23 protein-coding genes and 1 riboswitch are annotated in these 24,619 nt (G+C 68.6%); of the genes, 15 read left to right on the plus strand and 8 right to left on the minus strand.

The window, feature by feature from the left end:
* Positions 1 to 107: 107 nt before the first annotated feature.
* Genes OX958_RS10700 through egtD form a run of 4 tightly spaced genes read left to right on the plus strand, consistent with a single transcriptional unit; the run spans position 108 to position 4,457 of the window.
* Positions 108 to 1,388 carry a glutamate-cysteine ligase family protein gene (locus tag OX958_RS10700; protein WP_270137118.1) on the plus strand — a complete coding sequence of 427 codons (1,281 nt, stop codon included), beginning with the start codon at positions 108 to 110 and terminating at the stop codon, positions 1,386 to 1,388.
* The gene (gene egtB / locus OX958_RS10705; RefSeq protein WP_270137119.1) at positions 1,385 to 2,719 is read left to right on the plus strand and encodes an ergothioneine biosynthesis protein EgtB; all 1,335 of its coding nucleotides are present in this window, start codon (positions 1,385 to 1,387) and stop codon (positions 2,717 to 2,719) included. The genes OX958_RS10700 and egtB overlap by 4 nt, the downstream gene beginning before the upstream one ends.
* Entirely contained in the window at positions 2,719 to 3,468 is a 750-nt protein-coding gene (egtC, locus tag OX958_RS10710) for an ergothioneine biosynthesis protein EgtC (protein WP_270137120.1), read from the plus strand. The genes egtB and egtC overlap by 1 nt, the downstream gene beginning before the upstream one ends.
* A complete protein-coding gene (gene egtD / locus OX958_RS10715; RefSeq protein ID WP_270137121.1) occupies positions 3,456 to 4,457 on the plus strand; it encodes an L-histidine N(alpha)-methyltransferase in 1,002 nt (333 codons plus the stop codon). Before egtC ends, egtD begins: the two co-directional genes overlap by 13 nt.
* A gap of 66 nt (positions 4,458 to 4,523) precedes the next feature.
* Here egtD and OX958_RS10720 read toward each other — a convergent pair whose 3' ends face one another.
* The 3 genes from OX958_RS10720 to OX958_RS10730 are packed head-to-tail and all read right to left on the minus strand — an operon-like array spanning position 4,524 to position 7,676.
* A complete protein-coding gene (locus OX958_RS10720; RefSeq protein ID WP_270137122.1) occupies positions 4,524 to 5,822 on the minus strand; it encodes an ABC transporter substrate-binding protein in 1,299 nt (432 codons plus the stop codon).
* Between the two features lie 23 nt (positions 5,823 to 5,845).
* Entirely contained in the window at positions 5,846 to 6,793 is a 948-nt protein-coding gene (locus OX958_RS10725; RefSeq protein ID WP_270137123.1) for a carbohydrate ABC transporter permease, read from the minus strand.
* A complete protein-coding gene (locus OX958_RS10730) occupies positions 6,774 to 7,676 on the minus strand; it encodes a carbohydrate ABC transporter permease (RefSeq protein WP_270137124.1) in 903 nt (300 codons plus the stop codon). The genes OX958_RS10725 and OX958_RS10730 overlap by 20 nt, the downstream gene beginning before the upstream one ends.
* 155 nt (positions 7,677 to 7,831) lie before the next feature.
* On the opposite strand from OX958_RS10730, the gene OX958_RS10735 reads away from it, so the two are divergent.
* Complete coding sequence (locus OX958_RS10735) at positions 7,832 to 8,884, plus strand: LacI family DNA-binding transcriptional regulator (protein WP_270137125.1); 1,053 nt, start codon at positions 7,832 to 7,834, stop codon at positions 8,882 to 8,884.
* 84 nt (positions 8,885 to 8,968) lie between these two features.
* On the opposite strand, the gene OX958_RS10740 is transcribed toward OX958_RS10735, so the two are convergent.
* Positions 8,969 to 9,664 (minus strand): CHAP domain-containing protein, encoded by a 696-nt coding sequence (locus OX958_RS10740; protein WP_270137126.1) that lies wholly within the window; start codon positions 9,662 to 9,664, stop codon positions 8,969 to 8,971.
* 142 nt (positions 9,665 to 9,806) lie between these two features.
* Between OX958_RS10740 and OX958_RS10745 the strand changes: the two genes are divergently transcribed.
* The 8 genes from OX958_RS10745 to OX958_RS10780 all read left to right on the plus strand — a co-directional run bounded on the left by OX958_RS10745 (position 9,807) and on the right by OX958_RS10780 (position 17,206).
* Positions 9,807 to 10,499 (plus strand): helix-turn-helix domain-containing protein, encoded by a 693-nt coding sequence (locus OX958_RS10745; protein WP_270137127.1) that lies wholly within the window; start codon positions 9,807 to 9,809, stop codon positions 10,497 to 10,499.
* Between the two features lie 112 nt (positions 10,500 to 10,611).
* Positions 10,612 to 12,477: an alpha/beta fold hydrolase gene (locus tag OX958_RS10750; protein WP_270137128.1), complete on the plus strand. Its 1,866-nt coding sequence runs from the start codon at positions 10,612 to 10,614 to the stop codon at positions 12,475 to 12,477.
* A gap of 81 nt (positions 12,478 to 12,558) precedes the next feature.
* Positions 12,559 to 13,017: a TIGR03618 family F420-dependent PPOX class oxidoreductase gene (locus OX958_RS10755; RefSeq protein WP_442913257.1), complete on the plus strand. Its 459-nt coding sequence runs from the start codon at positions 12,559 to 12,561 to the stop codon at positions 13,015 to 13,017.
* The gene (gene cbiE / locus OX958_RS10760) at positions 13,010 to 14,200 is read left to right on the plus strand and encodes a precorrin-6y C5,15-methyltransferase (decarboxylating) subunit CbiE (protein WP_270137129.1); all 1,191 of its coding nucleotides are present in this window, start codon (positions 13,010 to 13,012) and stop codon (positions 14,198 to 14,200) included. The genes OX958_RS10755 and cbiE overlap by 8 nt, the downstream gene beginning before the upstream one ends.
* A gap of 34 nt (positions 14,201 to 14,234) precedes the next feature.
* Positions 14,235 to 14,975, plus strand: coding sequence for a precorrin-4 C(11)-methyltransferase (gene cobM / locus OX958_RS10765; protein WP_270137130.1), 741 nt, complete (start codon positions 14,235 to 14,237; stop codon positions 14,973 to 14,975).
* Complete coding sequence (locus tag OX958_RS10770; protein ID WP_270137131.1) at positions 14,972 to 15,697, plus strand: cobalt-precorrin-6A reductase; 726 nt, start codon at positions 14,972 to 14,974, stop codon at positions 15,695 to 15,697. Before cobM ends, OX958_RS10770 begins: the two co-directional genes overlap by 4 nt.
* Before the next feature lie 37 nt (positions 15,698 to 15,734).
* Positions 15,735 to 16,415 carry a ribulose-phosphate 3-epimerase gene (gene rpe, locus OX958_RS10775; protein ID WP_270137132.1) on the plus strand — a complete coding sequence of 227 codons (681 nt, stop codon included), beginning with the start codon at positions 15,735 to 15,737 and terminating at the stop codon, positions 16,413 to 16,415.
* A complete protein-coding gene (locus OX958_RS10780) occupies positions 16,415 to 17,206 on the plus strand; it encodes an HAD-IIA family hydrolase (protein ID WP_270137133.1) in 792 nt (263 codons plus the stop codon). The genes rpe and OX958_RS10780 overlap by 1 nt, the downstream gene beginning before the upstream one ends.
* A gap of 9 nt (positions 17,207 to 17,215) precedes the next feature.
* Here OX958_RS10780 and OX958_RS10785 read toward each other — a convergent pair whose 3' ends face one another.
* The 4 genes from OX958_RS10785 to OX958_RS10800 all read right to left on the minus strand — a co-directional run bounded on the left by OX958_RS10785 (position 17,216) and on the right by OX958_RS10800 (position 20,337).
* A complete protein-coding gene (locus OX958_RS10785) occupies positions 17,216 to 17,959 on the minus strand; it encodes an amino acid ABC transporter ATP-binding protein (RefSeq protein ID WP_270137134.1) in 744 nt (247 codons plus the stop codon).
* On the minus strand, positions 17,943 to 18,692 hold the full coding sequence (locus tag OX958_RS10790; RefSeq protein ID WP_270137135.1) for an amino acid ABC transporter permease: 750 nt from the start codon (positions 18,690 to 18,692) through the stop codon (positions 17,943 to 17,945). Before OX958_RS10790 ends, OX958_RS10785 begins: the two co-directional genes overlap by 17 nt.
* Positions 18,692 to 19,561: an ABC transporter substrate-binding protein gene (locus OX958_RS10795; protein ID WP_270137136.1), complete on the minus strand. Its 870-nt coding sequence runs from the start codon at positions 19,559 to 19,561 to the stop codon at positions 18,692 to 18,694. Before OX958_RS10795 ends, OX958_RS10790 begins: the two co-directional genes overlap by 1 nt.
* Before the next feature lie 230 nt (positions 19,562 to 19,791).
* A complete protein-coding gene (locus OX958_RS10800) occupies positions 19,792 to 20,337 on the minus strand; it encodes a DNA-binding protein (protein ID WP_270137137.1) in 546 nt (181 codons plus the stop codon).
* A 104-nt stretch (positions 20,338 to 20,441) separates the two neighbouring features.
* Here OX958_RS10800 and OX958_RS10805 point away from each other — a divergent pair, with 104 nt between their 5' ends.
* A complete protein-coding gene (locus OX958_RS10805; RefSeq protein WP_270137138.1) occupies positions 20,442 to 22,481 on the plus strand; it encodes a vWA domain-containing protein in 2,040 nt (679 codons plus the stop codon).
* A 226-nt stretch (positions 22,482 to 22,707) separates the two neighbouring features.
* Complete coding sequence (locus OX958_RS10810; protein WP_270137139.1) at positions 22,708 to 24,093, plus strand: protein kinase domain-containing protein; 1,386 nt, start codon at positions 22,708 to 22,710, stop codon at positions 24,091 to 24,093.
* 343 nt (positions 24,094 to 24,436) lie between these two features.
* Positions 24,437 to 24,568, plus strand: a riboswitch (FMN riboswitch).
* Positions 24,569 to 24,619: the final 51 nt, after the last annotated feature.

The raw sequence follows: 24,619 nt of genomic DNA on the forward strand, positions 1-24,619 counted from the left end.
CATGAACACGACACAGTTCTGGACGGTCCTGCCCCCGGCCTCGACGTCACTGAGGGGTAACCCACTATCGGTTGTCCGCGCCCAGGGTCGCGGTTAGGTTCGCTGACGTGACCGCGTCCGGCGAGTTCCCGGCGACGACTCCGATCGGCTCCCGCGTGGAAGCCGAGGGGTATGTCGCGATGATCTGTTTCAAGCACGGTCCTCCACTGCTGCACGGTGTCGAGCTGGAGTGGACCGTGCACCACGCGGACGATCCGCACCGGCCGCTCGACGCCGGCCAGCTCAGCAAAGCCCTGGGCGCGCACGCGCCCGCGACCCTGGTCCAGGACAGCCCTCAGTTGCCACTCGGCCGGGGTTCTCTGGTCACCGTCGAGCCAGGTGGCCAGGTGGAGATCTCCGGTGCCGCCTCGGCGTCGATTCCCCGGCTGATCGACGACACGAGGGCCGACGCGGCGGAGCTCACGGCTCTCCTTGCCGCTCAGCACCTCAGACCTGGCGCCCACGGACTCGACGCCTTCCGGCCGCCCCACCGCATCCTGACGGTCCCTCGCTACGCCGCCATGCATCGCGCGCTGACCCAACTCGGCTCCCATGGCCCGCGGATGATGTGCAGCACGGCCGGCCTGCAGGTCTGCCTGGACGCGGGCGAAGCGGACCGGACCGCCCTGCGCTGGCGAGCTCTGCACGACCTGGGCCCGGCTCTGGTCGCGCTGTTCGCCAACTCGCGACACCGCGAAGGGGCCGACACCGGCTGGGCCTCAGCTCGGACGGAGGCCACCTTCGGCACCTGCGCTCCGTTCACCGAGCCGCCATCGCTCGACGGTGACCCGGCCGAGGCCTGGGCCCGTACCGCGATGGAGGCACCTGTCCTCTGCCTGCGGAGAGGGGAAAGCTGGGACGCACCCCCAGGCCTCACCTTCGGTGCCTGGGCGGACGGCGCTCTGGACGGTACCGGGCTGGCCGCCGCAACCGGGGAGGCGCCGGGCGAAAGGGGTTTCTTGGCCGACAGACCGACGTACGGGGATCTGGAGTACCACCTGTCGACACTGTTCCCGCCCGTCCGGCCGCGGGGATACCTGGAGGTGCGCTACCTCGACGCGCAGGAGGGCGACGGCTGGATCGCGCCGACCCTGCTGTTGTCGACCTTGATGTCCGACCCGGCGATCACCGATCAGGCACTGGCTGCTGCCGCGCCTGCTGCCGGGCGCTGGATCCCCGCGGCCCGGGAGGGGCTGGACGACAAGCCCACCCTGCAGGCCGCCCGCGAGCTGGTCCAGCTCGCCGCCACTCACCTGAGCCGCACCGGGGTCGATCAAGACCTGATCACCACGGTCAGCGACCAGCTGCACTGCATCGTCGACGACACCCAGAGAAGGCGAGCATCATGAACCACCAGTTGTCAGACCTGACCGCCGAGGAACTGCGTTCGTTCGTCGCCGAGCAACTGACCCGCTCGCGGGACCGGACCGTCCAGCTGACCGACTCGGTCGACACCGACGACCTGGTCCGGCAGCACTCCAAGCTGATGTCACCGCTGGTCTGGGACTACGCCCACATCGGCAACCAGGAAGAGCTCTGGCTGGTCCGCGACGTGGGCGGTCGCGAGCCGGTCCGGCAGGACATCGACGAGCTGTACGACGCGTTCATGCACGCCCGCGCCGACCGTCCGGCACTGCCGCTGCTCACCCCGGCCGAGACCCGGCAGTACGTCGTGGAGGTCCGCGACAAGGTCCTGGACGTCCTCGACCACGTCAAGTTCGGCGGTGATCGCGAGCTGGTGGAGAACGCGTTCGCCTTCGGGATGGTCGTCCAGCACGAGCAGCAGCACGACGAGACGATGCTCGCCACGCATCAGCTGCGGACCGGTGCTCCGGTGCTGGACGCGCCGGCGGCACCGTCCGGCCGCCGGCTCGCGACGCCCGAGGTGCTGGTGCCGGGTGGGACGTTCGAGATGGGCACGTCGATCGAGCCGTGGGCGCTCGACAACGAGCGGCCTGCCCACCCGGTGCACGTCGCGCCGTACGTGATCGACACGGCGCCGGTGAGCAACGGCGACTACCTCAAGTTCGTCACCGGCGGTGGCTATGGCGACCCGCGGTGGTGGTCGGAGGCCGGCTGGGCTCACGTGCAGAAGGCTTCGCTGGTCGCGCCGCGGTTCTGGGAACTCGAGGACGGCAACTGGCTGCGGGTCAGGTTCGGTCATCGGGAGCTGTTGCCGTTGGACGAGCCGGTGATGCACGTCTGCTTCTACGAGGCCGAGGCCTATGCGAAATGGGCCGGCAAGCGGCTGCCGACGGAGGAGGAGTGGGAGTTCGCTGCCCGGTTCGACCCGGCGACCGGCCGCACCCGCCGCTTTCCCTGGGGCGACGACAGCCCGGGCCCGCAGCACGCGAACCTCGGCCAACGGCACCTCCGCCCGGCACCGGTCGGGGCGTACCCGGCAGGTGCGTCACCGCTCGGCGTCGAGCAGCTGATCGGTGACATCTGGGAGTGGACCAGCAGCGACTTCACGCCGTACCCGGGCTTCCGCGCGTTCCCGTACGACGAGTACTCGCTGGTCTTCTTCAGCAGCGACTACAAGATGCTGCGCGGCGGCTCGTTCGGCACCGACGAGGTGGTTGCCCGCAGCACCTTCCGCAACTGGGACCACCCGATCCGCCGGCAGATCTTCGCCGGCTTCCGCTGCGCCCGCGACCCCCGTCCGGAGGAACTGGCCTGATGTGCCGGCACCTGGCCTACCTCGGGCCGCCGGTCACCCTCGCATCGCTGGTCCTGGAACCGCCGCACTCGCTGTACCGCCAGAGCTGGGCTCCGGCGGACATGCGCGGCGGCGGCTCGGTCAACGCCGACGGCTTCGGCATCGGCTGGTACGCCGGCGGCGCGCCCGTCCGCTATCGCCGGAGCGTGCCGATCTGGGCCGACCGGTCGCTGCCCGGCCTCGCTTCGTCGATCAGCTCGGGTGCGGTACTCGCCGCCGTACGGAACGGGACGGTCGGCGCGCCCCTGATCGAGACCGCTATCGCGCCGTTCACCAAGGGGAAGTGGCTGTTCAGCCACAACGGTTTGATCAGCGGCTGGCCGGGTTCGATCTCCAAGCTGGCCGAGTCGTTGCCCGTCGGCGAGCTGCTGACTCTCGACGCGCCGATGGACTCCGCCCTGCTGTGGGCTCTGGTCCAGGATCGCCTGCACCTCGGCGCACCCGAGGCGGTCGCTTCGGTGGTGCGCGACGTCGCCGCCGCCGCGCCGGCTTCCCGGCTCAACCTCCTGCTGACCGACGGCGAGCAGCTCGTCGCCACCACCTGGACCCACTCGCTCTGGACCCGCCGAACCACCGGTTCCGTCGCGGTCAGCTCCGAGCCCTGGACCACCGACGGCTGGGAACGGGTCCCCGACTTTTCATTGCTAACAGCAACCAAGAACACGCTAGCCGTCACCCCCTTACCGGAAGGACGACAGTGTCAGCACTGACCCCACCCCACCACCCCGGTCAGGGGACCTCGATCGACATCCACCTGACCCCGGACCATGCCTCCCGCGCGCTGCGCAAGGACGTCCGGGCCGGTCTGACGGCCGAGCCGAAGTGGCTCGCGCCGAAATGGTTCTACGACGCCCGCGGCAGCGAGCTGTTCGAGCAGATCACCCGGCTGCCGGAGTACTACCCGACCCGTGCGGAGCGGGAGATCCTCGACGCGCGCAAGGCGGAGATCGCCCGGCTGACCGGCGCCCACACCCTGGTCGAGCTCGGTTCGGGATCGTCGGAGAAGACCCGGTTGCTGCTCGACGGCCTGCGTGACCACGGCACCCTGACCACCTTCGTCCCGCTGGACGTGTCGGAGACGGCGCTGCGTGAGGCGGCCGCGGCGATCACCACCGACTATCCCGGCCTCACCGTGCACGGGGTGGTCGGCGACTTCACCGAGGCCCTCGACAAACTCCCCGGCCAGGCGCCGCGAGTGGTGGCGTTCCTCGGCGGCACCATCGGAAATCTGCTGCCGGAGGAACGCGCCGACTTCTACCGCTCCGTCCGCGACGTGCTGGAGCCGGGCGAGTGGCTGCTGCTCGGGACCGATCTGGTGAAGGACCCGGCCACCCTCGTCGCGGCGTACGACGACAGCGCGGGCGTCACCGCCGAGTTCAACCGCAACGTCCTGCGAGTGCTGAACCGCCAGCTCGGCGCGGACTTCGACGTCGAGGCGTTCAGCCACCGGGCCATCTGGGACCCGGAGAACGAGTGGATCGAGATGCACCTGCGCGCCGACCGGGCGATGCGGGTGCTGATCCCCGAGATCCGGCTGGAGGTCGACTTCGCCGAAGGGGAGGAGCTCAGCACCGAGATCTCGGCCAAGTTCCGTCGCGACGGGGTCGAGGCCGAGCTGGACAAGGCCGGCTTCGGCTGCGGCGCCTGGTGGACCGATTCCGGGTCGCGCTTCGCGCTGTCTGTCTGGCAAGCGGCCTGACCCGACCTGACACCGAAGACCCGGCAGGAAGGTGCACCTTCCTGCCGGGTCCCCGGATTCCATCGGTCAGCCCTGGGACTTGATCAGTTCGTTGATCTTGCCGACATAGCCCTGCAGGTCCGAGACCGGCTTCTTGCCGTTGAGGATCGGCTGGTACATCGCCGTCGTGAGGTCACCGACCTGCGACGCCCACTGCGTCGTGAACCGCACTCCGACCGTCTTCTCCGCGGCCAGATCGGCCTTGACCGTGTCGACGACCGTGTTCTGCCCGGCCTTGGTCAAAGCGCTGAAGTAACTCTCCTGCGCCGGCGTGTAGGCCGGCGGCGCGACCGGGGAGGCCGGCAGGACCGCATCCCACACCTTGGTGTTGATGTACTCGAGCACCTTGTACGACGCGTCCTCGTTCTTCGTGTACTGCGGCGTGCAGATCCCGACCGAGTCGTAGAGCGTGGTCGGCGTCTGCACCTGTGGGAACGGCGCGAACCCGTACTTGATCTTCGGCTTGTCGGTCTGGAACCCCGCTGCCAGCCACTGCCCGCCGAACATCATCGGCACCTTGCCACCGGAGAACAGCGCCGGCACGTTCGAGGCGTCGTACCCGGGCGGCGCCACCGCGCCGGACTTGATCGCCGCCGCCAGCTTCTCCACCCCCTCGGTGAACTTACCGTCGATCTCGGCCTTGGTCGGGCGGTTCACGTTGTCGGTGAACGGTGCGCCACCAGCGGACACCGAGTACATGCTCATCGTGAACGGTCCGTCCAGCGAGGTGAGCTGATCGGCGACCAGCCCGTACTTCGCGCCGTTCTTCCCGGCCAGCTTGCCGGCGGCGGCGTACATCTCGTCCCAGCTCCAGCCGCCCTTCGGCTCCGCGATCCCGGCCGCCTTGAAGGCGTCGGCGTTGTACCAGACGCCGTAGGTGTTCATCAGCGACGGTAGACCACCCATCTGCCCGTCGCCGGTCTTCCAGTTCTCCATCGCCGAACCGACGAACTTGTCGGCCTTCAACTCGCCGTCGCCGCTGTCCAGCCGCTTCGACCAGTCGACCAGCAGGCCCTGCGAGGTGTACTGCTGCTCGGTGTCGTTACCGCACCAGAACAGGTCCGGCAGCTTCTTCGCCTGGGTCAGCGACGCGAGTTTGTCGCCGTACCCGCCGCTCGGGGTGTCGACCAGTTCCACCTTGATGTTGTCGTCCTTGAACCCTTCCAGCGCCTTCTTGATGGCGGTGTTCGTCTCGGGGGACTCCCACGTCATCACGGTCACCGTGACCGGGCCGTCCGACTCCCCGCCGGAGTCCGATCCGCCGCACGCGGCCGTTGCCGTCAGCAACCCCGCGCAGGCGAGGGTGGTACCGATGATCCTGTTCACTGTTGTGCTCCTCAGGGGGTGAGTCACTTCTGCGTCGTGCTGCCCAGCGAGCCGAGGCCCTGGATGAAGTAGCGCTGCGCGGCGAAGAAGAGGATCAGCGGCGGCAGCATGTAGAGCAGGTTGGTGGCCATGTAGTAGCTCCAGTTCGGCGTCTGGCCGGCGAACGGCGAGACGAACTGCGCCATCCCGACCGACAACGGCCACTTGTCGGCGGAGTACAGGTAGACCAAGGGGTTGAGGAAGTCGTTCCAGGACGCCTGGAAGGCGAGGATCGCCATCGTGATCCAGGCCGGCCGGGTCAGCGGCAGCATCACCGAGACGAAGATCCGCAGGTGCCCGGCGCCGTCGATCTTGGCCGCCTCGTCGATCGAGTACGGGATGGCCAGGAAGTACTGCCGGGCCAGGAAGATGAACAGCGGGTTGCCGCCGAAGAAGGCCGGCACGATCAGCGGCAGCCAGGTGTCGTACCAGCCGATCGACTTGTACAGCTGGAACAACGGGATCAGCCCGACCACGCCGGGCAACAGCATGCTGCCGACGAACAGGTAGAACCACAGCTTGCGGCCCGGGAAGCGCAACCGGGCCAGCGCGTAGCCGGCCATCATCGCGGTCATCACGCCGCCCAGCACGCTCAGCGCGGTGATGATGGTGGAGTTGAGCAACAGCCGCGGGAAGTGGATGGCCTGCGGACCGTCGATGAAGTTGCGCCAGCTGAACTCGTGCGGCAGCAGCCTCGGCGGCAGCTCGAAGACGGCGTTGCGGCTCTTCAGGCCGATCGTGATCATCCACAGCAACGGGACGATCATCACCGCGCAGACGAACAACGCGGTCGCGTACCACGCGGTGGTGCGCAGCGGCCGTTTGCCCGTACTGCCGGGCGGCCGTGACGGCGGGTGTGCGGGCTCTTCGCCGGCCGCGGTCAGCGCGGGGGCGGCCACGGTCTCGGCGGGGTCAGTCGGGAGTGTTGTCACTGTAGGTCCAGAGCGAGGAGAACTTCGCGGTCAGGGCGATCACGGCGATGATCAGGATGAACAGCACCCATACCTGGGCGGAGGCGTAGCCGAGCTGCGGAATCCTGCCCAGGTTGGAGAACCCGTTGTTGTAGATCGACAGCATCAGCACGTTGGTGCTGAAGCCGGGACCGCCGCCGGTCAGAATTTTGGGTTGGTTGAAGGTCTGCAGTGCCGCCGTAGTCTGCAGAATCACCTGCAGCAGCATGATCGGACTGATCATCGGCATCGTGATCCGGAAGAACACGGCGTACGGTCCGGCGCCGTCCACCCGAGCGGCCTCGTAGAGCTCGGTCGGCACCGCCTGCAGCGCGGCCAGGAAGATGATCATCGTGCCGCCGACACCCCACAGCATCACGAGCACGATCGACGGCATCGACATCGTGGGACTCTGCAACCAGGTGCTGGTCGGCAGGTGCAGCTTCTCCAGCACCGTGTTCAGCAGTCCGACCTGAGGGTCCAGGATGAACTTCCACAAGGTGATGGTGGCGACGGCGGGCAGGACCACCGGCAGATAGGCCAGCGTCCGCACGATCCGGACGCCGGCGAAGCGCTGGTTGCAGAACATCGCCAGGGCCAGGCCGATCGCCAGCGACAGCGGCACGTAGAGGACCACCAGGTACCCCGTCGCGCGCAGCGAGGGCCAGAACGCCGGATCGACGGTGAACAGCCGGCGGAAGTTGGCCAGCCCGACGAAGACCGGATCGGTCAGCCCGTTGTATTTGGTCAGGGCGAGATAAAAGGAGCGAACCAGCGGATAGGCCACGAAGACGGTGAAGCCGATGATGGCCGGTGCGATGAACAGATAGCCGGCCCGCACATCCGACCCGGCGTTCCGGCTCAAGCCGCCGCCCCTGCCCGAACCGCCCCTGCTCGAACCGCCCCTGCTCCGGCCGGTGCGACTTCGTCCGCCGCGTTGCATCCTGCCTCCTGGACGGTAACGTTTCCAAAGTTTACTGTGAGGTGACGATGCCGCGCGGTGAAAGGGAAGTCAACCCCGTGTCCGAAACGTTTCCAAAGGATCCCGAGTCAGCTCGGCCGACGATGATCGACGTGGCCAAGCGGGCCGGCGTGGGGTTGGGCACGGTCTCCCGGGTGGTGAACGGCGGGGCCGGTGTCCGGGAGGAGACCGCGAGCCGGGTCCGGGTCGCGATCGACGAACTGGGCTTCCAGCGCAACGAGGTCGCCCGGGCGCTGCGGCCGGGCAAGAAGTCGTCGAGTCTGGCCCTGGTGCTCGGTGACCTGACCAACCCGTTCTACGCGACCATCGCCAAGGCGTCCCTGGAGGTGGCCGGTCAGGACGGTTTCGCGGTCGTGCTCGGGTCGGTCGACGAGGACCCCGAGGGGGAACGGCGGGCGATCCAGGAGCTGATCGGACGCCAGGTCGCGGGCCTGATGATCGTGCCCGACCAGGGCGATCACTCGTTCCTGCGCAGCGCCGGCGTACCGGTGGTGTTCGTGGACCGGCCGGCGCACGGCATCGATGCCGACATCGTGATGGTCGACAACGAGGGCGGCGGCAAGCTGGCGACGGACCATCTGCTGCAGCAAGGGCATCGGCGGATCGCGATCCTGCTGGCGCCGTCGTACTACACGACCGGCCGGCGGCTGCGTGGTTACCGGCGGGCCTGCCGGGCGGCCGGCGTCGAGGTCGACGAGAGCCTGGTCATCCAGTTGCCGGAAGGTACGGCGGAGGCCGCCGAGAAGGCAACCCGCGAGCTGATGCACCGGCCGGACCCGCCCACCGCGCTCTTCGCCTCCACCAACTTCCTCACCGAGGGCGTACTGCGTGCGCTCCGCGATGTGAACGGTCACTCGGACGCGGAGCCCGCGGAGGAGCCCGCGGTGGTCGGCTTCGACGACTTCCGGCTGGCCGACATGCTGCCCACGCCGGTGACGGTCGTTGCCTCCGACATCGCCGAGCTCGGCCGGACGGCGGCCCGGCTGCTGCTCGACCGGGCTGCGAAGACCGACACCCGGCCACCGCAGCGGATCGTGCTGCCCTGCCGGCTGATTCAGCGTGGTTCGGGGGAGCGGTCCGTCCCGAAGTAGCAGCACCCAGGCGCTCGAGCGCGGGCGCGCCTGGGTGCTCAGTCACTTTGTTCAGCTGTTCATGAACCAAGGGATGAACAAAGGTCAGAAGTTGGGCCAGGCCCAACCCAGGTACTTGCTGAAGTACGGCATCTTGGCGAGCCCGATCTTGCCGTTCACGCTGGTGGCCCAGAAGTAGCCGTCGCCGCGAGCGACGCCGACGTGGCCGTAGGGGGCGGCGAGGTCCCAGAAGACCAGTGCGCCCTTGGGTGGGTTGAGGTCGCCGCGGTGGGCGACGCCGCGGGCGACGGCGTCGTTCCAGTCAGCCTTGGCGGAGGCCCAGATGCCGGACTTGCCGTAGGAGTTCTCGGCGGCCAGTTCGCAGTACCCCTGGAACGCGGTCGACCCGTTCCGGGCGGCGTACCAGGCGATCGCCTTGTCGGCTCGCGGGTTGGTCGCGCAGAGCGGAGCGACCAGGCCGGTGCTGCCGGTGTTGACGTAGGCGTCGGAGATGAAGCCCTTGCCGGGGATGTGGTCCCAGACGATGCTCCGGCCGAACTTGCCGGTCACCGGCTCGCCGTAGAGCTGGCAGTCGATCTGGACCGAGCCGTTCGGCTGGGTGCCGACGGCCCCGAAACTGGTGGCGTTGCCGGAGCGGATGGTGACGCCGGTGCCGGAGTCGGTGACGACGGTGCCGGTCGCGGCGTACGCGGGGAGGGTCGCGCCGCTGACGACGGCGACGCCGCCGAGCAGTGCGGTGGCGGTGATTCGGGAGACGGTGCGAAGGAGGGCGGTCCGCATGAGGGTGGTCCCTTCTGGAGAAGTGCTTCACTCGCAGGGAATCAGAGCGTGAGTACGTTGTCGCAGTAGGCAACCAGGAACTCACTAACCATCACTTGGTAAAGTGAGGAGATTACTGACCGTGAGAGCGGGGAGTGGCGTCGTGCGACCAGCTCAGGCTCGCTTCGTGATCGGCTGCCGGATGCGGGAACTGCGGGAGGCCGCGGGGGTTCCGCTGACCAGAGCGGCGACCTTGTCCGGCTGGGACAAGGGCCATCTGTCCCGGGTCGAGCGTGGGCACACCAAGCCGAGCCGCGAGCTGATCGAGTGGTACGACGTGTCCTTCGGCGCGGGCACCGCGCTGGTGAACCAGTTGGTCGAGCTCGACGCGGCGGTCCGGGCCGGCAAGGACACGTCCATGCGGGACACGCGCCGCCGGGATTCGGTGCCGCACCCGATGCTCCTGGGCGGTTCGGTGCCTGCCGATCACCACCCGGAGGACCGGGCGGAGCTGGTGGGCGAGACCGTGCCCGACGGCACCCGGATCCGGCGCGACCAGGTTTTCGAGAAGGCCTGGCAGATCCGCAACAGCGGCGAGAGTTGCTGGCGTGACCGCTGGCTGACCAGACAAGGCGCAGCCGGTACGCCGGGCTGGCTCCGGTCGCCCGCGCGTGCCCGCCTGCCAGACGCCGTACCGGGCGAGGTCGTGACGGTTCGAATGACGCTGCAGGCGCCACTGCAGGTTGGAGCATCCACGGCTTATTTCAAGGTCACCGACGAGGCCGGCCGGCTCTACTACCCCGGTCTGGAGTCCCCGCCCGTCTATTGCACGATCTTCACGGTTCACGAGCTCTAGGCGCGGGTTTGCCCTTGACGTGTGTCCAAGGACGGGTCAATGCCTGTTGCTCAGGGCCCTCGGCCGCTTACGTTGCTGCTTTCCTGTCCGCCTGAAGCAGGGAGCCTTTAGCGTGCTCAGCCCCCGCAAGATCGCCGCGGCCGCCGCCGTGGCGCTGGTAGTCCCGTTCCTGACTGCCACGACTGCTACGACGGCCAGTGCTGCCGGTCCGAAGGACCCAGCGGTACCGTCCATCCCGCAGCGCTACCTCGACCAGCCGATCACCTGGTCGGTCTGCTCGTTCGACGCCGCGGTCAAGCGCCTCTACCCGCAGGCGCCGACCACGAACTGCGCCAAGGTCAACGTCCCGATGGACTGGGCCAACCCCGACGCGCACCCGGACGTCCAGGTCGCCATCGCGTACAGCAAGGCCATCGGGACGTCGAAGGGGCTGATGGCCACCAACCCCGGTGGCCCAGGTGGAGCCGGTCTCTCGCTGTCGGCCTCGCTGGCCACCAGGAAGACCCAGCTCTTCACCGACTACGACCTGGTCGGCTTCGACCCGCGCGGCTTCGGTGCGAGTACTCCGCTGCAGTGCCTCACGACCGCCGAGGCGCTGAACGCGCTGCCGGTGACGCCGGACTACAAGGAGCGCACCAAGCTCACCCACCGGGTCGAGGAGGCCGAGGCGAAGCTGCAGGCCGAGGCCTGTGCGGCCACCGAGTTCGGTCAGTTCGTCAGCAGCCAGCAGACCGTCTACGACATGGACTTCATTCGGGCCTTGTTCAAAGCCCGTCAGCTGAACTTCATCGGCTACTCGTACGGCACCTGGCTCGGCGGCTGGTACGCCGACACCTATCCGGCCAGGGTCGGCCGGTTCGTGCTCGACTCGAACATGGACTGGACCCACACCCAGTGGCAGAACGTGAACTTCGACCCGTTCTCGGGTCAGCGCCGCCGCGACACCCAGCTGTTCCCGTGGATCGCCCGGCACGCCGACCAGATCACCGGACTCGGCAGTACGCCGGCCCAGGTGACCGCCAAGTACAACGGAATCCGTGCCTCGCTGACGACGCTGGTGAAGGCCGGCGAGAGCAACGTCCGCGGTGACAACCTGGACGGTCTGATCTACAGCGCGATCTACGGCAACACGCGCTTCATCCGGGCCACTCTCGACGTCCTCGTGCACGACGAGTTCACCAAGGCGCCGTCGGCCTCCGGTGAGGTGGAGCTGGGGCACGTGGACCGCGCGTGGGCCCGGCTCGCGCCGAACCTGCAGGCCTTCGACACGCTCGCCGCGCTGCGCACCCGGTACGGCGTCACCGCTGCCGCCACGGCCGCCGCGGAGGCCGCCACCCAGGTGGACTCGCTGAAGGACGTCATTGCCGACGCCCGCGCCGAGGCCGCCCGGGCGACCTCGGGCGACCAGACGGTGAACCTGGGAGCGATCGGGACCACCGTGCGCTGTAACGACACGGCTTGGAACAAGGACCCGAAGTTCTACACCAAGGAAGCCGACAAGATGGCGAAGAAGTACGACTTCTTCGGCTACATGAACGGCGTCCCGATGTGTGCCTACTGGAAGTACGCCCCGCAGGATCGCAAGCTGGATCTCAAGGGGTCGCCGCGGATGCTGATCGTGCAGGCCGAGCTCGACCCGGCGACGGCGTACGAGGGCTCGCTGCGCACGCACGAGGACACCAAGGCCGTCACGCGGTTCGTGGCGATCGACGACGAGGGTCAGCACGGTCAGTACATCGGTTCGGCGTCGTCGTGTGCCGAGGCGATCGGTGACAAGTTCGTCTTCACCGGCGAACTGCCCGGCAAGAATCAGGTCTGCGGTACGACGCCGCTGCCGGCCGAACTGTCGGTCTACCCGGTCAAGGGCCCGGTGGACGGCAAGGCCGTGCACCTGCCGAAGTCCAAGGCCGCCGACACCAAGGTGAACCCGCTGCTCCAGCAGGTGCTGGACGAGGTGGCGGCAAGCTCGCTGCGCTAGTACGGACGGGTCTGCGGCTGAGGTCCTACGGGATCTCGGCCGCAGACGCGCGTCCGAAGCCTGGTGGTCCTCTCCCGCGCTGTGACGAAGACCGCCACGGTGATCGCCCGGCGACCCGGCCTCGGTGTCTACGATCACTGGGTGGAACTGCTGAGTGAGCGATCAGGTTCGTTCGTGGACTTCTGGACCGAGCGGCACCTGTGCGTGCTGGCCACGGTCCGGCAGGACGGGACCGTGCACGCGACGCCGGTGGGGGTGACGATCGATCCGGAGAACGGGATCGCCCGGGTGATCTGCTCGGGAACGTCCCACAAGGCCCGGCACATCCGCGCGGCAGGAGCGGCCGGTGCTGCGGTCGCGGTCACTCAGGTCGACGGGCGCCGGTGGTCGACGCTGGAAGGCCGCGCGGTGGTCAGTGACGATCCCGAGCGAGTAGCTGACGCCGTACGCCGGTACGCCGAGCGCTACCGCCAGCCCCGGGTGAACCCACAGCGAGTGGTTGTGGAGATCACCGTCACCAGGATCCTCGGCAATGCCTGAGCCGCTCACCGTCGTCGGCGTCGGCGCTGATGGGTGGACTGGCCTCTCACCCCAAGCGCAGCAAGCCATCAACGCTGCCGACGTAGTACTTGGCAGCACCCGCCAACTCGCCTTGCTGCCGGACGGCGATGGTGAGCGGGTCGCCTGGTCCTCGCCGCTCTCCGAGTCGCTGCCCGGCCTGCTCGCCACCCACCGCGGCCGGCGGATCTGCGTGCTGGCCAGCGGCGATCCGACGTTCCACGGGATCGGCACCACGCTGACCAGAATGCTGGGCGCGGAGGCGGTGCGGGTGATCCCGCATCCGTCGAGCGTCTCGCTGGCCTGCGCCCGGCTGGGATGGGCGCAAGAGCAGGTGCAGGTGGTGAGCTTGGTCGGTCATCCGCTGGAGCTCGTGCAACCGCACATCCAGCCCGGCCAGCGACTCGTCGTACTGAGCTGGGGTGCGCACACTCCGGCCGAGGTCGCCGCGTTGCTGGTTGCTCGCGGGTACGGCGGCAGCGAGTTCAGCGTGCTCGAACAGCTGGGATCGGCGGCTGAGCGCGTACGCAGTACCAGAGCCGACGAGTGGGGGCACGAGGCCGATGCGCTCAATGTGATCGGTATCCACTGCCAGGGCACCGAGTTGTTGCCGACCACCCCCGGCCTGCCTGATTCGGCGTACGAGAGTGATGGGCAGCTGACCAAGCGCGAGGTCCGCGCGGTGACGCTCTCGCGGCTCGCGCCTGTCCCCGGCCAGTTGCTCTGGGACGTGGGCGGTGGCGCGGGCAGCATCGCGATCGAGTGGTTGCGGCACCACCCGAGCTGCCGTGCGGTCGCGATCGAGAAGGACCCCGACCGCGCGAAACGCCTCGACCGCAACGCCGCCACACTCGGAGTCGCGGTCCGCACGGTCGTCGGGGCAGCGCCCGAGGCGCTCGACGGGTTGGAGGCACCCGACGCGATCTTCGTCGGCGGCGGCGCGACGGTTCCCGGCGTGATCGAAGCCTGCTGGCAGGCGCTCCGCCCAGGCGGCCGGCTCGTCGTCAACGGCGTGACCCTCGAGACAGAGTCCCTGATCGCCCGTTGGTACGCCGAACTAGGCGGCGACCTCGTCCGCCTCGCCGTCCAGCGAGCCTCCGCGGTAGGCGGTATGACCGGCTGGCGCCCCGCGATGCCGGTGACGATCTGGAGCCTGACCAAGTGACCGCCCCCTCCTCGACCCGTCGGAGCGTGACCGAGTGACCGTCCACTTCATCGGGGCCGGACCGGGCGCGGCCGACCTGATCACCGTCCGCGGCCGCGATCTGATCGCCACCTCCCCGGTCTGCCTGTACGCCGGTGCGCTGGTACCGGTCGAGCTGCTCGACCACTGCCCGGTCGGCGCGCGCAAGATCGACACCGCGGAGCTGAACCTCGACCAGATCATCGCCGAACTGACCGCTGCCCACGAAGCAGGCGCCGACGTCGCGCGACTCCACTCCGGCGACCCGTCCGTGTTCAGCGCGATGGCCGAGCAGATGCGCCGGCTCGACGCTCTGCAGATCCCGTACGACGTGACACCCGGCGTCCCCGCGTACGCCGCGGCCGCGGCATCACTGGGTCGCGAGCTGACGGTCCCGGAGGTCGGCCAGACGCTGATCCTGACCCGGATCGGTGGCCGCGCCACCGCGATGCCCGCCGGGGAGGACCTGACGACGCTCGGGCAGAGCCGGGCCACTCTGGTCCTGCACCTCGCCGTGCAGCAGATCGACCGGGTCGTCGACGAACTGACGCCGAACTACGGCGCGGACTGCCCGGTCGCCGTGGTGGCCCGCGCCTCCCGCGACGACGAACTGACGCTGCGCGGCACTCTCGCCGACATCGCAGGCCAGGTGCGCGCCGCCGGCGTCCGGCGTACCGCGGTGATCATCGTCGGCAAGGTCCTCGCCGCCGAGACCTTTCCCGACAGTCATCTGTACTCGACCACTCGCGACCGATGAAGATCCTGCTGCTCGGCGGTACGGGAGAGGCCCGCCGCCTGGCAGCGGAGCTGCTGCCCGACCACGACGTCATCTCCTCGCTGGCCGGCCGCACCCGCGACGCGCGCCTCCCGGTAGGTGCCCTTCACCACGGCGGCTTCGGGGGAGTCGAAGGGCTTAGTTCATGGCTTGTTGATCACGGCATCCAAACCGTGATCGACGCCACCCATCCGTTCGCGGCCATGATGACCGCCCATGCAGCAGCCGCCTGCAGCGCACTGGACCTGCCCCTGCTAGTACTCCGCCGCCCAGGCTGGCAGCAGCAACCAGGCGACACCTGGCACTGGACCTCAGACAGCGCCGCAGCCGCCGCCCTCCTACCCGCTTTGTTAGCGGGCGGCCGGGTCTTTCTCACCATCGGACGACAAGGCCTCGCAGCCTTCGCCCATACCGGCCTCTGGACGCTCGCCCGGTGCGTCGACCCACCTGACCCCGTGCCGACCTGGTGTGAGCTGATCCTGGATCGCGGTCCCTACGAGCCGGCAGCGGAGCTGGAGCTCCTCCGGACCCGGCGGATCGACGTACTGGTGACCAAGAACAGCGGCGGTGACATGACGTCGGCCAAGCTGGCGGCGGCTCGTGAACTGTCGATCCCGGTCGTCCTGATCGAGCGACCGCCGCTTCCCGCAGGTGTCGCGGTGGCGCGGACGACGGGCGAGGTACGGGCTTGGCTCACCGGGTGATCGAAGCCCGCCGGCCCCGCCGGTAGATTGTCGTTCCATGGGAATCCAGATCGCACCCAGCATCCTGTCCGCCGACTTCGCCCGGCTGGCCGACGAGGCGGCCGCGGTGTCGAACGCCGACTGGCTGCACGTCGACGTGATGGACAACCATTTCGTCCCGAACCTGACGCTGGGCCTGCCCGTCGTCGAGTCGCTCGCCAAGGCCGCGGCGCAACCGCTCGACTGTCACCTGATGATCGAGGACCCGGACCGCTGGGCCCCCGGATACGTCGAGGCCGGCGCGTCCAGCGTCACCTTCCACATCGAGGCCTGCAGCGCCCCGGTCCGGACGGCCCGCGAGATCCGCGCCAAGGGCGGCCGGGCCGCGATGGCGCTCCGGCCCGCGACCCCGATCGAGCCGTACGAGGACATCCTGGCCGAGTTCGACATGATCCTGATCATGACCGTCGAGCCGGGGTTCGGTGGCCAGAAGTTCCTCGACGTCTGCGTCCCGAAGATCCGCCGCACCCGGGACCTGGTCGCCAAACACGGCCTCGACCTGTGGATCGAGATCGACGGCGGCATCTCCACCGAGACCATCGAGCGCTGTGCCGACGCCGGTGCCGACGTCTTCGTGGCCGGCTCGGCCGTCTACCAGGCCGAGAACCCCAACCTGATGATCGACCAGCTCCGCTCGCTGGCGACCGACGCCGGCAGGCTGAGCGAAGGAGCGCGGTGATGACCGAGCACAAGCCGGTGGAGAGCTGGCTGACCGACATGGACGGCGTGCTGGTCCACGAGGAACGGGCGATCCCGGGAGCGAGCGAGTTCATCGGCTCGCTGCAGGCCTCCGGCAAGCGGTTCCTGGTGCTGACGAACAACTCGATCTTCACCCCGCGCGACCTGCGCGCCCGGTTGCTTGCCGGCGGCATCGATGTCCCGGAGCAGGCGATCTGGACCTCGGCGCTGGCGACGGCGCAGTTCCTGGACGACCAGCGGCCCGGCGGGACGGCGTACGTGATCGGCGAGGCCGGCCTGACGACGGCGCTGCACGAGGTCGGGTACGTGCTGACCGAGCGCGCGCCCGACTACGTCGTCCTGGGGGAGACCCGCACCTACTCCTTCGAGGCGATCACCCGGGCGATCCGGCTGATCGCCGGCGGCGCGCGGTTCCTGGCCACCAACCCCGATCCCACCGGCCCGTCCACCGAGGGTCCGCTGCCGGCCACCGGGTCGGTCGCCGCGCTGATCACCCGCGCCACCGGCGTCGCGCCGTACTTCGTCGGCAAGCCGAACCCGCTGATGATGCGCAGCGCCCTGAACCGGATCGGCGCCCACTCCGAGACCTCGGTGATGATCGGTGACCGGATGGACACTGACATCATCAGCGGCCTCGAAGCCGGCCTGCGCAGCATCCTGGTGCTGTCCGGTTCGACCGGCGAGCACGAGGTCGAGCGGTTCCCCTACCGCCCGACCCGCATCGTCGAGTCGATCGCCGACGTCGTACCGCTGATCGCCGCCCTTTCCTGAGCCCCTGTCCTACAGGACCTGGGACAGGAACTGCCGCAACCGCGGTGACTCCGCCGCGGTGAACACCTGCTCCGGTACGCCGGCCTCGACCACCACGCCGCGATCCATGAACGCGACCTGATCGGCCACCTGCCGGGCGAACCCCATCTCGTGCGTGACGACGATCATCGTCATCCCCGCGGCGGCCAGATCGGCCATCAGGGCCAGGACGCCCTTCACCAGCTCGGGATCGAGAGCCGACGTGGCCTCGTCGAAGAGCATCACCTCGGGCTTCATCGCCAGCGCCCGGGCGATCGCGACCCGCTGCTGCTGACCACCGGACAGGTTGCCGGGGCGCGCCGACTCCTTCTCCTTCAGACCGACCAGTTCGAGCTGGATCCGGGCCGCCTCGACCGCACCCTCGGAGGTGAGCTTCTTGATCTTGCGCAGCGGCAGCGTGATGTTGTCCAGCACGGTCATGTGCGGGAACAGGTTGAAGTGCTGGAACACCATCCCGATCCGCCGGCGCAGGACGTCGGGGTTGGTGCGCAGTACCGACTCGCCGCCCAGCCTGATGTCACCGGCCGAAGGCTCGAGCAGCCGGTTGGTGGCCCGCAGCAACGTCGACTTGCCCGAACCGGACGGTCCGATCACGCAGGCGGTGCTGCCGGCCGGTACCGAGAGGTCGACGCCGCGCAGGACCTTGTTGTTGCCGAAGGCAAGCTCGATCCCGGTCAGCTCCAGGCTGGCGGCGGTCTCAACGATGGTCGGCATGGGCGAGCTCCTCGACCTCGGGTTCGGTGGGACGGCCTTCGCGCAGCCGCTGGTCGAAGTGGTTGACCAGATGGGTCAGCGGCACCGTGATGATCAGGTAGAAGATGCCCGCCAGCAGCAGCGGGGACAGATTGCCGTTGGTCGCCGCCGCGTCCTGACCGATCCGGAACAGCTCTCGCTGGCTGGCGAGCAGGCCCAGGAAGTAGACCAGGCTCGACTCCTTGATCAGGGCGATGAACTGGTTCACCAGCGCCGGCAGCACCCGGCGTACGCCCTGCGGGATGACGACCAGCCACATGCCTGAGGTGTAGCTGAAACCGAGCGCCCGCGAGGCCTCGAGCTGGCCCTTCTCGACACTCTGGATGCCGGAGCGGAAGATCTCGCCGATGTAGGCGGCCGCGATCAGGGAGAGCGCGAGGATGCCCAGCGGGTACGGATTCGGTCCCCACCACTGCCGGGTGATCGGCGACAGCCCCTGGCCGATCAGCAGGATCGTCAGGATCGCGGGCAGGCCGCGGAAGATGTCGGTGTAGATCTTCGCGGGCCACCGCAGCCACCACCTGCGGGACAACCCCATCACCGCCACGATCATGCCGAGCACAGTGCCCAGCACGACCGAGGCGGCGGCGAAGACCAGGGTGTTGACCAGTCCCACCCTCAGCATCTCGGGCAGTACCGCCTTCATCGACTCCCAGTCGAGGAAGGTGTCGTTCAGGGTCGACCAGATGTCCATCAGCCGGCCGGGTTGGCCGCGGCCTTGGGGGCGGTGAACTTGACGTTGCCGCTACCGGGCTTGAACGTCTCCGGCACCGGGCGACCCGGGTAGTACTGCTCGATCAGCTTCGTCCAGGTGCCGTCGGCAATGACCTCGTCGAGTGCCTTGTCGACCGCCGCCCGCAGCTTGTCGTTGCTCTTGGCCACGGCGTACGCCGTCGGCGCGGAGCTGAGCTCCTTGGCGGCCAGCACGATCACGCCACCGCCCTGCTCCTTGGCCATCTTCTCGCCGATCTCGGCCGGGGAGATCCACGCGTCCGCCGTACCGGCCTTGAGCTGGCCGACGGCGGCGTTGTAGTTCGGTACGCGGACCGGGTCGAGGCCCTTCTCGGTGGCGTAGTCGTCCTGGACGGTGCCCTGGACCACGGTGACGCGCTTGCCGCCGAGCTGGTCGAACTTGGTGATCCCGGAGGTCTTGGTGGTGTTCAGCCCCAGGTAGCCGAAGTCGTAGCCATTGCTGAAGGCAACCGTCTTCTTCCGTGCCTCGGTGATCGTGATCGACGAGCTGCCGAGATCGAACTGGCCGCCGTTGACCTGCGACAGCAGCGCGGAGAAGTCGGTGCCGACGAACTCCGGCTTCAGGTTCAGCTTCGCCGCCACCGCGGTGATCAGGTCGTTGTCGAAGCCGGTGAACTTGCCGTCCTTGAGGTAGACGTTCGGCGGCGCGTCGGTGAGGGTGCCGATCCGCAGCGTGCCCGACTGGATCAGACCCAGATCGGGGCCGGAGGCATCGGTCTTGTCGTCACTGCCGCAGGCTGCCAGCGCGACGGCCAGGGTGACGGCCGTACCGAGAGCGGCAAGACGGCGGAAGGCGCTGATGGCGCGCACGGGTGTCTCCTTAGTACAAGCGATTCGGGGAAAGGTGGGGATGGCCCACCGAACGACGGTAACGCCGCCTGCCGGCGACGCATTCCACCGCGATCCCGGATGAGACGGCGCCGGAATGTCTACTCCGTGCGTGGTATTGAAAGCTTCCAGTCCCGGAGTCTGCCATGCCGTCATCAGGTCATTACGCATCGTAACGGTGTTGCAATTTCAGGCGGTGACTTCCCCGAGGGTCAGCGGTGACGTTCGTAGTGGGTGACCGCGTCGTCCGTTCGTCCGGTGCCGTAGGTCAGTAGTAGATCTGCGAGCGCGGGGGATCGAGGTGCGATGAGGGCGGCGGCTTGCTGGACCTCGTCGGCTGAAGCGAGGGAGCGGATCAAGCTCTGGATCTCTCGTACTACGTCCCGCGGGGCCGGCTGGGTGTTGGCGACGGCTGCGGGTGCCTCGATCGCGGTGATGCTGGTGGGGCGGGTGAAGGCGCCGGTGCTGCTGCGGATCTGATCGAGTTCCGCGGTGAGTTCCTCGGCGGCGAGCTGCTGCTGAGTGAATCGGGCGCTGAGACCGTCCAGCTGGTGCAGGCGTGTCACCACGGCCGGATTGCCGATCTTGACGCGTTGGCCGCTCATCAGCTGGGACAGCATGGGGGCGGACAGGCCGATCGTCTCGGCGAGCCGTGCCTGGGTCAGGCCGAGGGTGCCGCCGATCCGGCGTACCAGGACGCCCAGGGGTTCGCCGTACAGCTCCGTCTGCTGGCGTAGGTTTTGCTCGTTCTGCTCCACCGCCTCATCTTCGCACCAGCGAAGATGAGGCGCCAGCGGAGCGCGCTTGACATTCGCGATAGCAAACTGTAAAGGTTGCGATAGCGAATCCACCGGGAGGAAACATGAAGCGATCGCAGGGACTCCGCCGCCCCGCGGCTTTGACGCTGCTCACCGCCGTACTGCTCACGTGCTTGCCGATCGGCGCGGCGCAAGCGGACCCCGAGCCAGGGGACACGGGCAAGCTCGTCCTGGTGCTCGATTCGTCGGGGTCGATGAAGGAGCCGGCCGGTGACGGCAAGACGAAGATCGTCGCCGCCCGCACCGCCCTCACCCAGGTGGTCGGCAAACTCCCCGGCAATGCCCAGGTAGGTCTGCGGGTGTACGGCGCGACCGTCTTCGAGAAGAACCAGCCGGGCGCCTGCACCGACACCCAGCTCGCTGTGCCGATCGCCACCGGTAACCGGCCGCAGCTGCTCAGCGCGATCTCGACCTACAAGCCGTTCGGTGAGACCCCGATCGGCTACTCGCTGCAGCAGGCCGCCAAGGATCTCGGGCCGACCGGTCAGCGCACGATCGTGCTCGTCTCCGACGGAGAGGCGACCTGCGCCCCGGACCCGTGCGTGGTCGCCAAGGAGATCGCCAAGCAGGGCATCGATCTCAAGATCGACGTGGTCGGGTTCCGGGTCGGCGCGAAGGCACGCAGTCAGCTGCAGTGCGTGGCCCGCGAGGGCCGCGGCGACTACTACGACGCCGACTCCACCATCGACCTCGAAGCCGGCCTGGATCGCTTGTCCACCAGAGCTTTCCGCCCGTTCCGCATCTCCGGTACGCCGGTGGTCGGCGCGGCCCAGCAAGAGGGCGCTCCCGTGCTGGCCCCCGGTCACTACTCGGACTCCTTCACCGGAGCACCGACGGCGAAGTACTACCTGATCAAGCGGACCATCGCCGGCTCCACCCTCCGAGCGGGCGTCAGCTTCCGCCGCCCGGCCGGCGGCGACCTGGTCATCCAGTCCGAGGTCAAGCTCAACACGACCGAGGGCAAGCGATGTGGCTGGAGCTACCCGCGCGCCTTCGAGGGTCATCAGGGACTCGCGACCGGGACCGCGTCGAGCTGGTCTGACTGGCAGAAGCCCTGTTCGGAGTCTGCCCAGATGGTTCTCACGGTCTCGCCCGGCAAGGACTTCGACCAGCTCAAGGGCGTTCCCTACGAGCTGAGGATCAACGAGGAGCCGCCGGTGGCCTCGACCGTGAACCTGCCGGAGGAAGCAGGCGACCCGCAATGGATCTCCATGCCCGGCACGACACCGCGCGACGTCACGCCCGGATCGAGCTTCGCCGACGCGCCCTTGCTGACCGCCGGCAGCTTCAAGACCACGATGATGCCCGGTGAGATGCAGCTCTACCGGGTGAAGGTCGACTGGGGCCAACGGATCCAGGCCCAGGTCACCGTGCCCGAGCTGGGCGGTGCGCTCGCGAAGGCCAGCGGAACGATCCGCTACGTCGACCTCGCCCTGATCTCGCCCATCGGTGAGGACGTCTACTCGGTCTTCGCCAAGGAAGCGCCCGGCAGCGGCAAACGCGGCGTACTGAGCAAGAGCGGCATCATCCAGGGCATCACGATGAAAGAGGTCCGTTACCTCAACCGCAACGGTGCCAACAATCAGGACAAAGGCACGGCGACCCCAGGCGAGTACTACGTCGCCGTAGGCCTGAGCCGCAAGGACAGCGACAGAGCGTTCGCCATGCCGATGACCCTGACCATCGGGTTGCAAGGCACCGCAGGCACCGGCAAACCGGAGTACACCGACGGCGCCACCCCGGTAACGGGCGAGACCGCCACTCCTACCCCGACGTCGGCACCGACCTCCGCCCTGCCGAGCGAGCCCTCCGACGAGAAGACCGAGGCCGGGGGACCGGTCAACGACCGCAACAACCCCTCAGGCAACGACAGTGCCCCCATGACCCTGATCGCCCTCCTCTCCGGCGGCGCCCTCCTCCTCATCCTCGTCGGCGCCTGGGCCGCCTTCCGCCTCCGCAACCAGCCGTCCCCCACACCCGCCGGCCCGCAACAACCCCACCCGCAGTACCCGCCGAACCAGCACCCCGCACAGAACACCTGGCCGAGCAACCCCGACGGCCCCCAACCCCCGACCAACCACTGACCCACCCGCAGATGCGCCCGAGCCCGCGCACCCGCACCCGCACAACGACGGGCAGTAGTCCTCCTCATCCTCCGGCGTCAGGCTCACGAACTGGCGTCCGCACCAAGGAACACCGACTACTGCCTGTCGTTGTGCACACCCACCGTCCATTCCAAGCACCGACAACCCCGCAGTCCGGGCCGCGCGATCAGCGCTCGTGAACACCGGCTCCGGTACCTTCTTGCGGGTGGAGGCGTTCGCTGGGCGGTACAGGTTGATCGATCTGGTCGGGACCGGCGGGATGGGGTCGGTCTGGCGGGCGTGGGATCTGCGGCGCGAGGGGTATGTCGCGGCGAAGGTGCTGGGGCAGCACGACGCGGCGACGTTGCTGCGGTTCGTGCGGGAGCAGTCGCTGCGGATCGAGCACCGGCATGTGGTGGCGCCGCACGGCTGGGCGGCGGACGACGACAAGGTCGTGTTCGCGATGGACCTGGTGCGAGGCGGGTCGGTCGCCACGTTGCTCGGTGACCACGGGCCGCTGCCTGAGTCGTACGTCGCAGTGCTGGTTGACCAACTGTTGCACGGGCTGTCCGCGGTGCACGCCGCCGGCATCGTGCACCGCGACCTGAAGCCCGCCAATCTCTTGCTGGACCCAACCGGTACGGCGACTCCGCGGCTGCGCCTCTCCGACTTCGGCATCGCCGGACTCCTCGACGAACCGCGCATGACCCGCCACAGCACCGTCCTCGGCACCCCCGGCTACCTCGCGCCCGAGCAACTGGCAGGCGCCGATCCTGATCCCCGCCAGGATCTCTACACAGTCGGCGCCGTAGCCGCTGAACTCCTCACCGGTGAACGCCCGGACATCCAGGGCAATCTCCCGACCGGCGAGAGCGGCGCATTCTGGGAATTGATCCGCCTGCTGACAGCACAAGACCCGGCGGGTCGCCCCGAATCCGCGGCCGCCGCCGGTCGCCTGCTCGCCGCGACAAACCTGGTCCCATCACCGGGCGCCACCCCCTGGACCACGCAACCTGATCCACCCGAAGTCTTCGACCACCTGCCACCCCTTCCGACGGGATGGACCTCCAGCGGCCCCGCAACTGCCAGCGCCCGCAGCGGAACCGCCGCGTCCACGGGATGGACCTCCAGCGGCCCCGCAACGGCCACCGCTCACGGCGGAACCGCCGCGTCCACGGGATGGACCTCCAGCGGCCCCGCAACGGCCACCGCCCACGGCGGAACCGCCGCGTCCGCCGCTCACGGCGGAACCGCCGCGTCCGCCGCCGGCGCCGCACCTAGCTCAGTCACTCCGAGCCCAGCCCCCACCCCAACTGCCGCGTCCGCCTTCACTCTCGCGCCGACCCCGGCCGCCCCGCCGAACCCGATCACGGCACCGAACTCGATCACCGCTCCCGTCGTACCCGATGCGCCTACCGCGGCCGCCAGGTCCGCGCCAACGGCAACAAACTCCGCGGCGCCCATCACTGACGAGTCACCGCAAGTCTCCGACTTCGCCGATAAACGAGCCAGCAGCCGAGGTCGAAACCGGGGACTGCTCTGGGTCGCCATCGGCAGTTTCACCGGCGCGACCGTGCTGCTGGCCGGCGCGATCTGGTTGCTACTGCGCTGAGCGAAGGGTGCGCATCTCGGCGTGCGCACCACGCGTTCCACGGAGTACCAGCGGCGACGACTACGGCTGGTGTCCACGAAGAGCACAGTGCAGGTGCACTCCCCGAAGGTGATCCGGCTGCCACCGCGCGTCCTCCTGCCAGCCGCGGCCAGCCGGCCTCGAAGCAGCCGCCGACCCCATCGCTCCCGAGCACCGCCAGCTTGATCGTCACAGCGGCAGGTTCCGCTTCGACCGGCAACCGAACTCCGCTGGTCAGGGTGGAGCGAAGCGGGTTTCACGATGTGACCCACCTCCTGGCGCGATTCTCGCGGCGTGGCACACTTCAAGTACGAGTGAACCCACTCGCGTGCTCCGGGGTCGGTGTAATTCCGAGCCGGCGGTTACAGTCCGCGACCCGGCCGAAGCAGTATCTCGGCCGGTTGACCTGGTGGAATTCCAGGACCGACGGTGAAAGTCCGGATGGGAGGCGCACGCGATCGGCGTGCGCTCCGACGTCCGGACGCGGCTCAGGCGAGCCGTTTTCGAG

This window comes from Kribbella sp. CA-293567, from assembly GCF_027627575.1.
GTDB lineage: Bacteria > Actinomycetota > Actinomycetes > Propionibacteriales > Kribbellaceae > Kribbella.

Coding starts and splice junctions, on each gene's coding strand:
- egtB (WP_270137119.1), top strand. CDS start 1,385: ATGAACCACCAGTTGTCAGACCTGACCGCCGAGGAACTGCGTTCGTTC.
- egtC (WP_270137120.1), top strand. CDS start 2,719: ATGTGCCGGCACCTGGCCTACCTCGGGCCGCCGGTCACCCTCGCATCG.
- OX958_RS10740 (WP_270137126.1), bottom strand. CDS start 9,664: ATGCGGACCGCCCTCCTTCGCACCGTCTCCCGAATCACCGCCACCGCA.
- cbiE (WP_270137129.1), top strand. CDS start 13,010: ATGCCTGAGCCGCTCACCGTCGTCGGCGTCGGCGCTGATGGGTGGACT.
- OX958_RS10770 (WP_270137131.1), top strand. CDS start 14,972: ATGAAGATCCTGCTGCTCGGCGGTACGGGAGAGGCCCGCCGCCTGGCA.
- rpe (WP_270137132.1), top strand. CDS start 15,735: ATGGGAATCCAGATCGCACCCAGCATCCTGTCCGCCGACTTCGCCCGG.
- OX958_RS10780 (WP_270137133.1), top strand. CDS start 16,415: ATGACCGAGCACAAGCCGGTGGAGAGCTGGCTGACCGACATGGACGGC.
- OX958_RS10785 (WP_270137134.1), bottom strand. CDS start 17,959: ATGCCGACCATCGTTGAGACCGCCGCCAGCCTGGAGCTGACCGGGATC.
- OX958_RS10790 (WP_270137135.1), bottom strand. CDS start 18,692: ATGGACATCTGGTCGACCCTGAACGACACCTTCCTCGACTGGGAGTCG.
- OX958_RS10805 (WP_270137138.1), top strand. CDS start 20,442: ATGAAGCGATCGCAGGGACTCCGCCGCCCCGCGGCTTTGACGCTGCTC.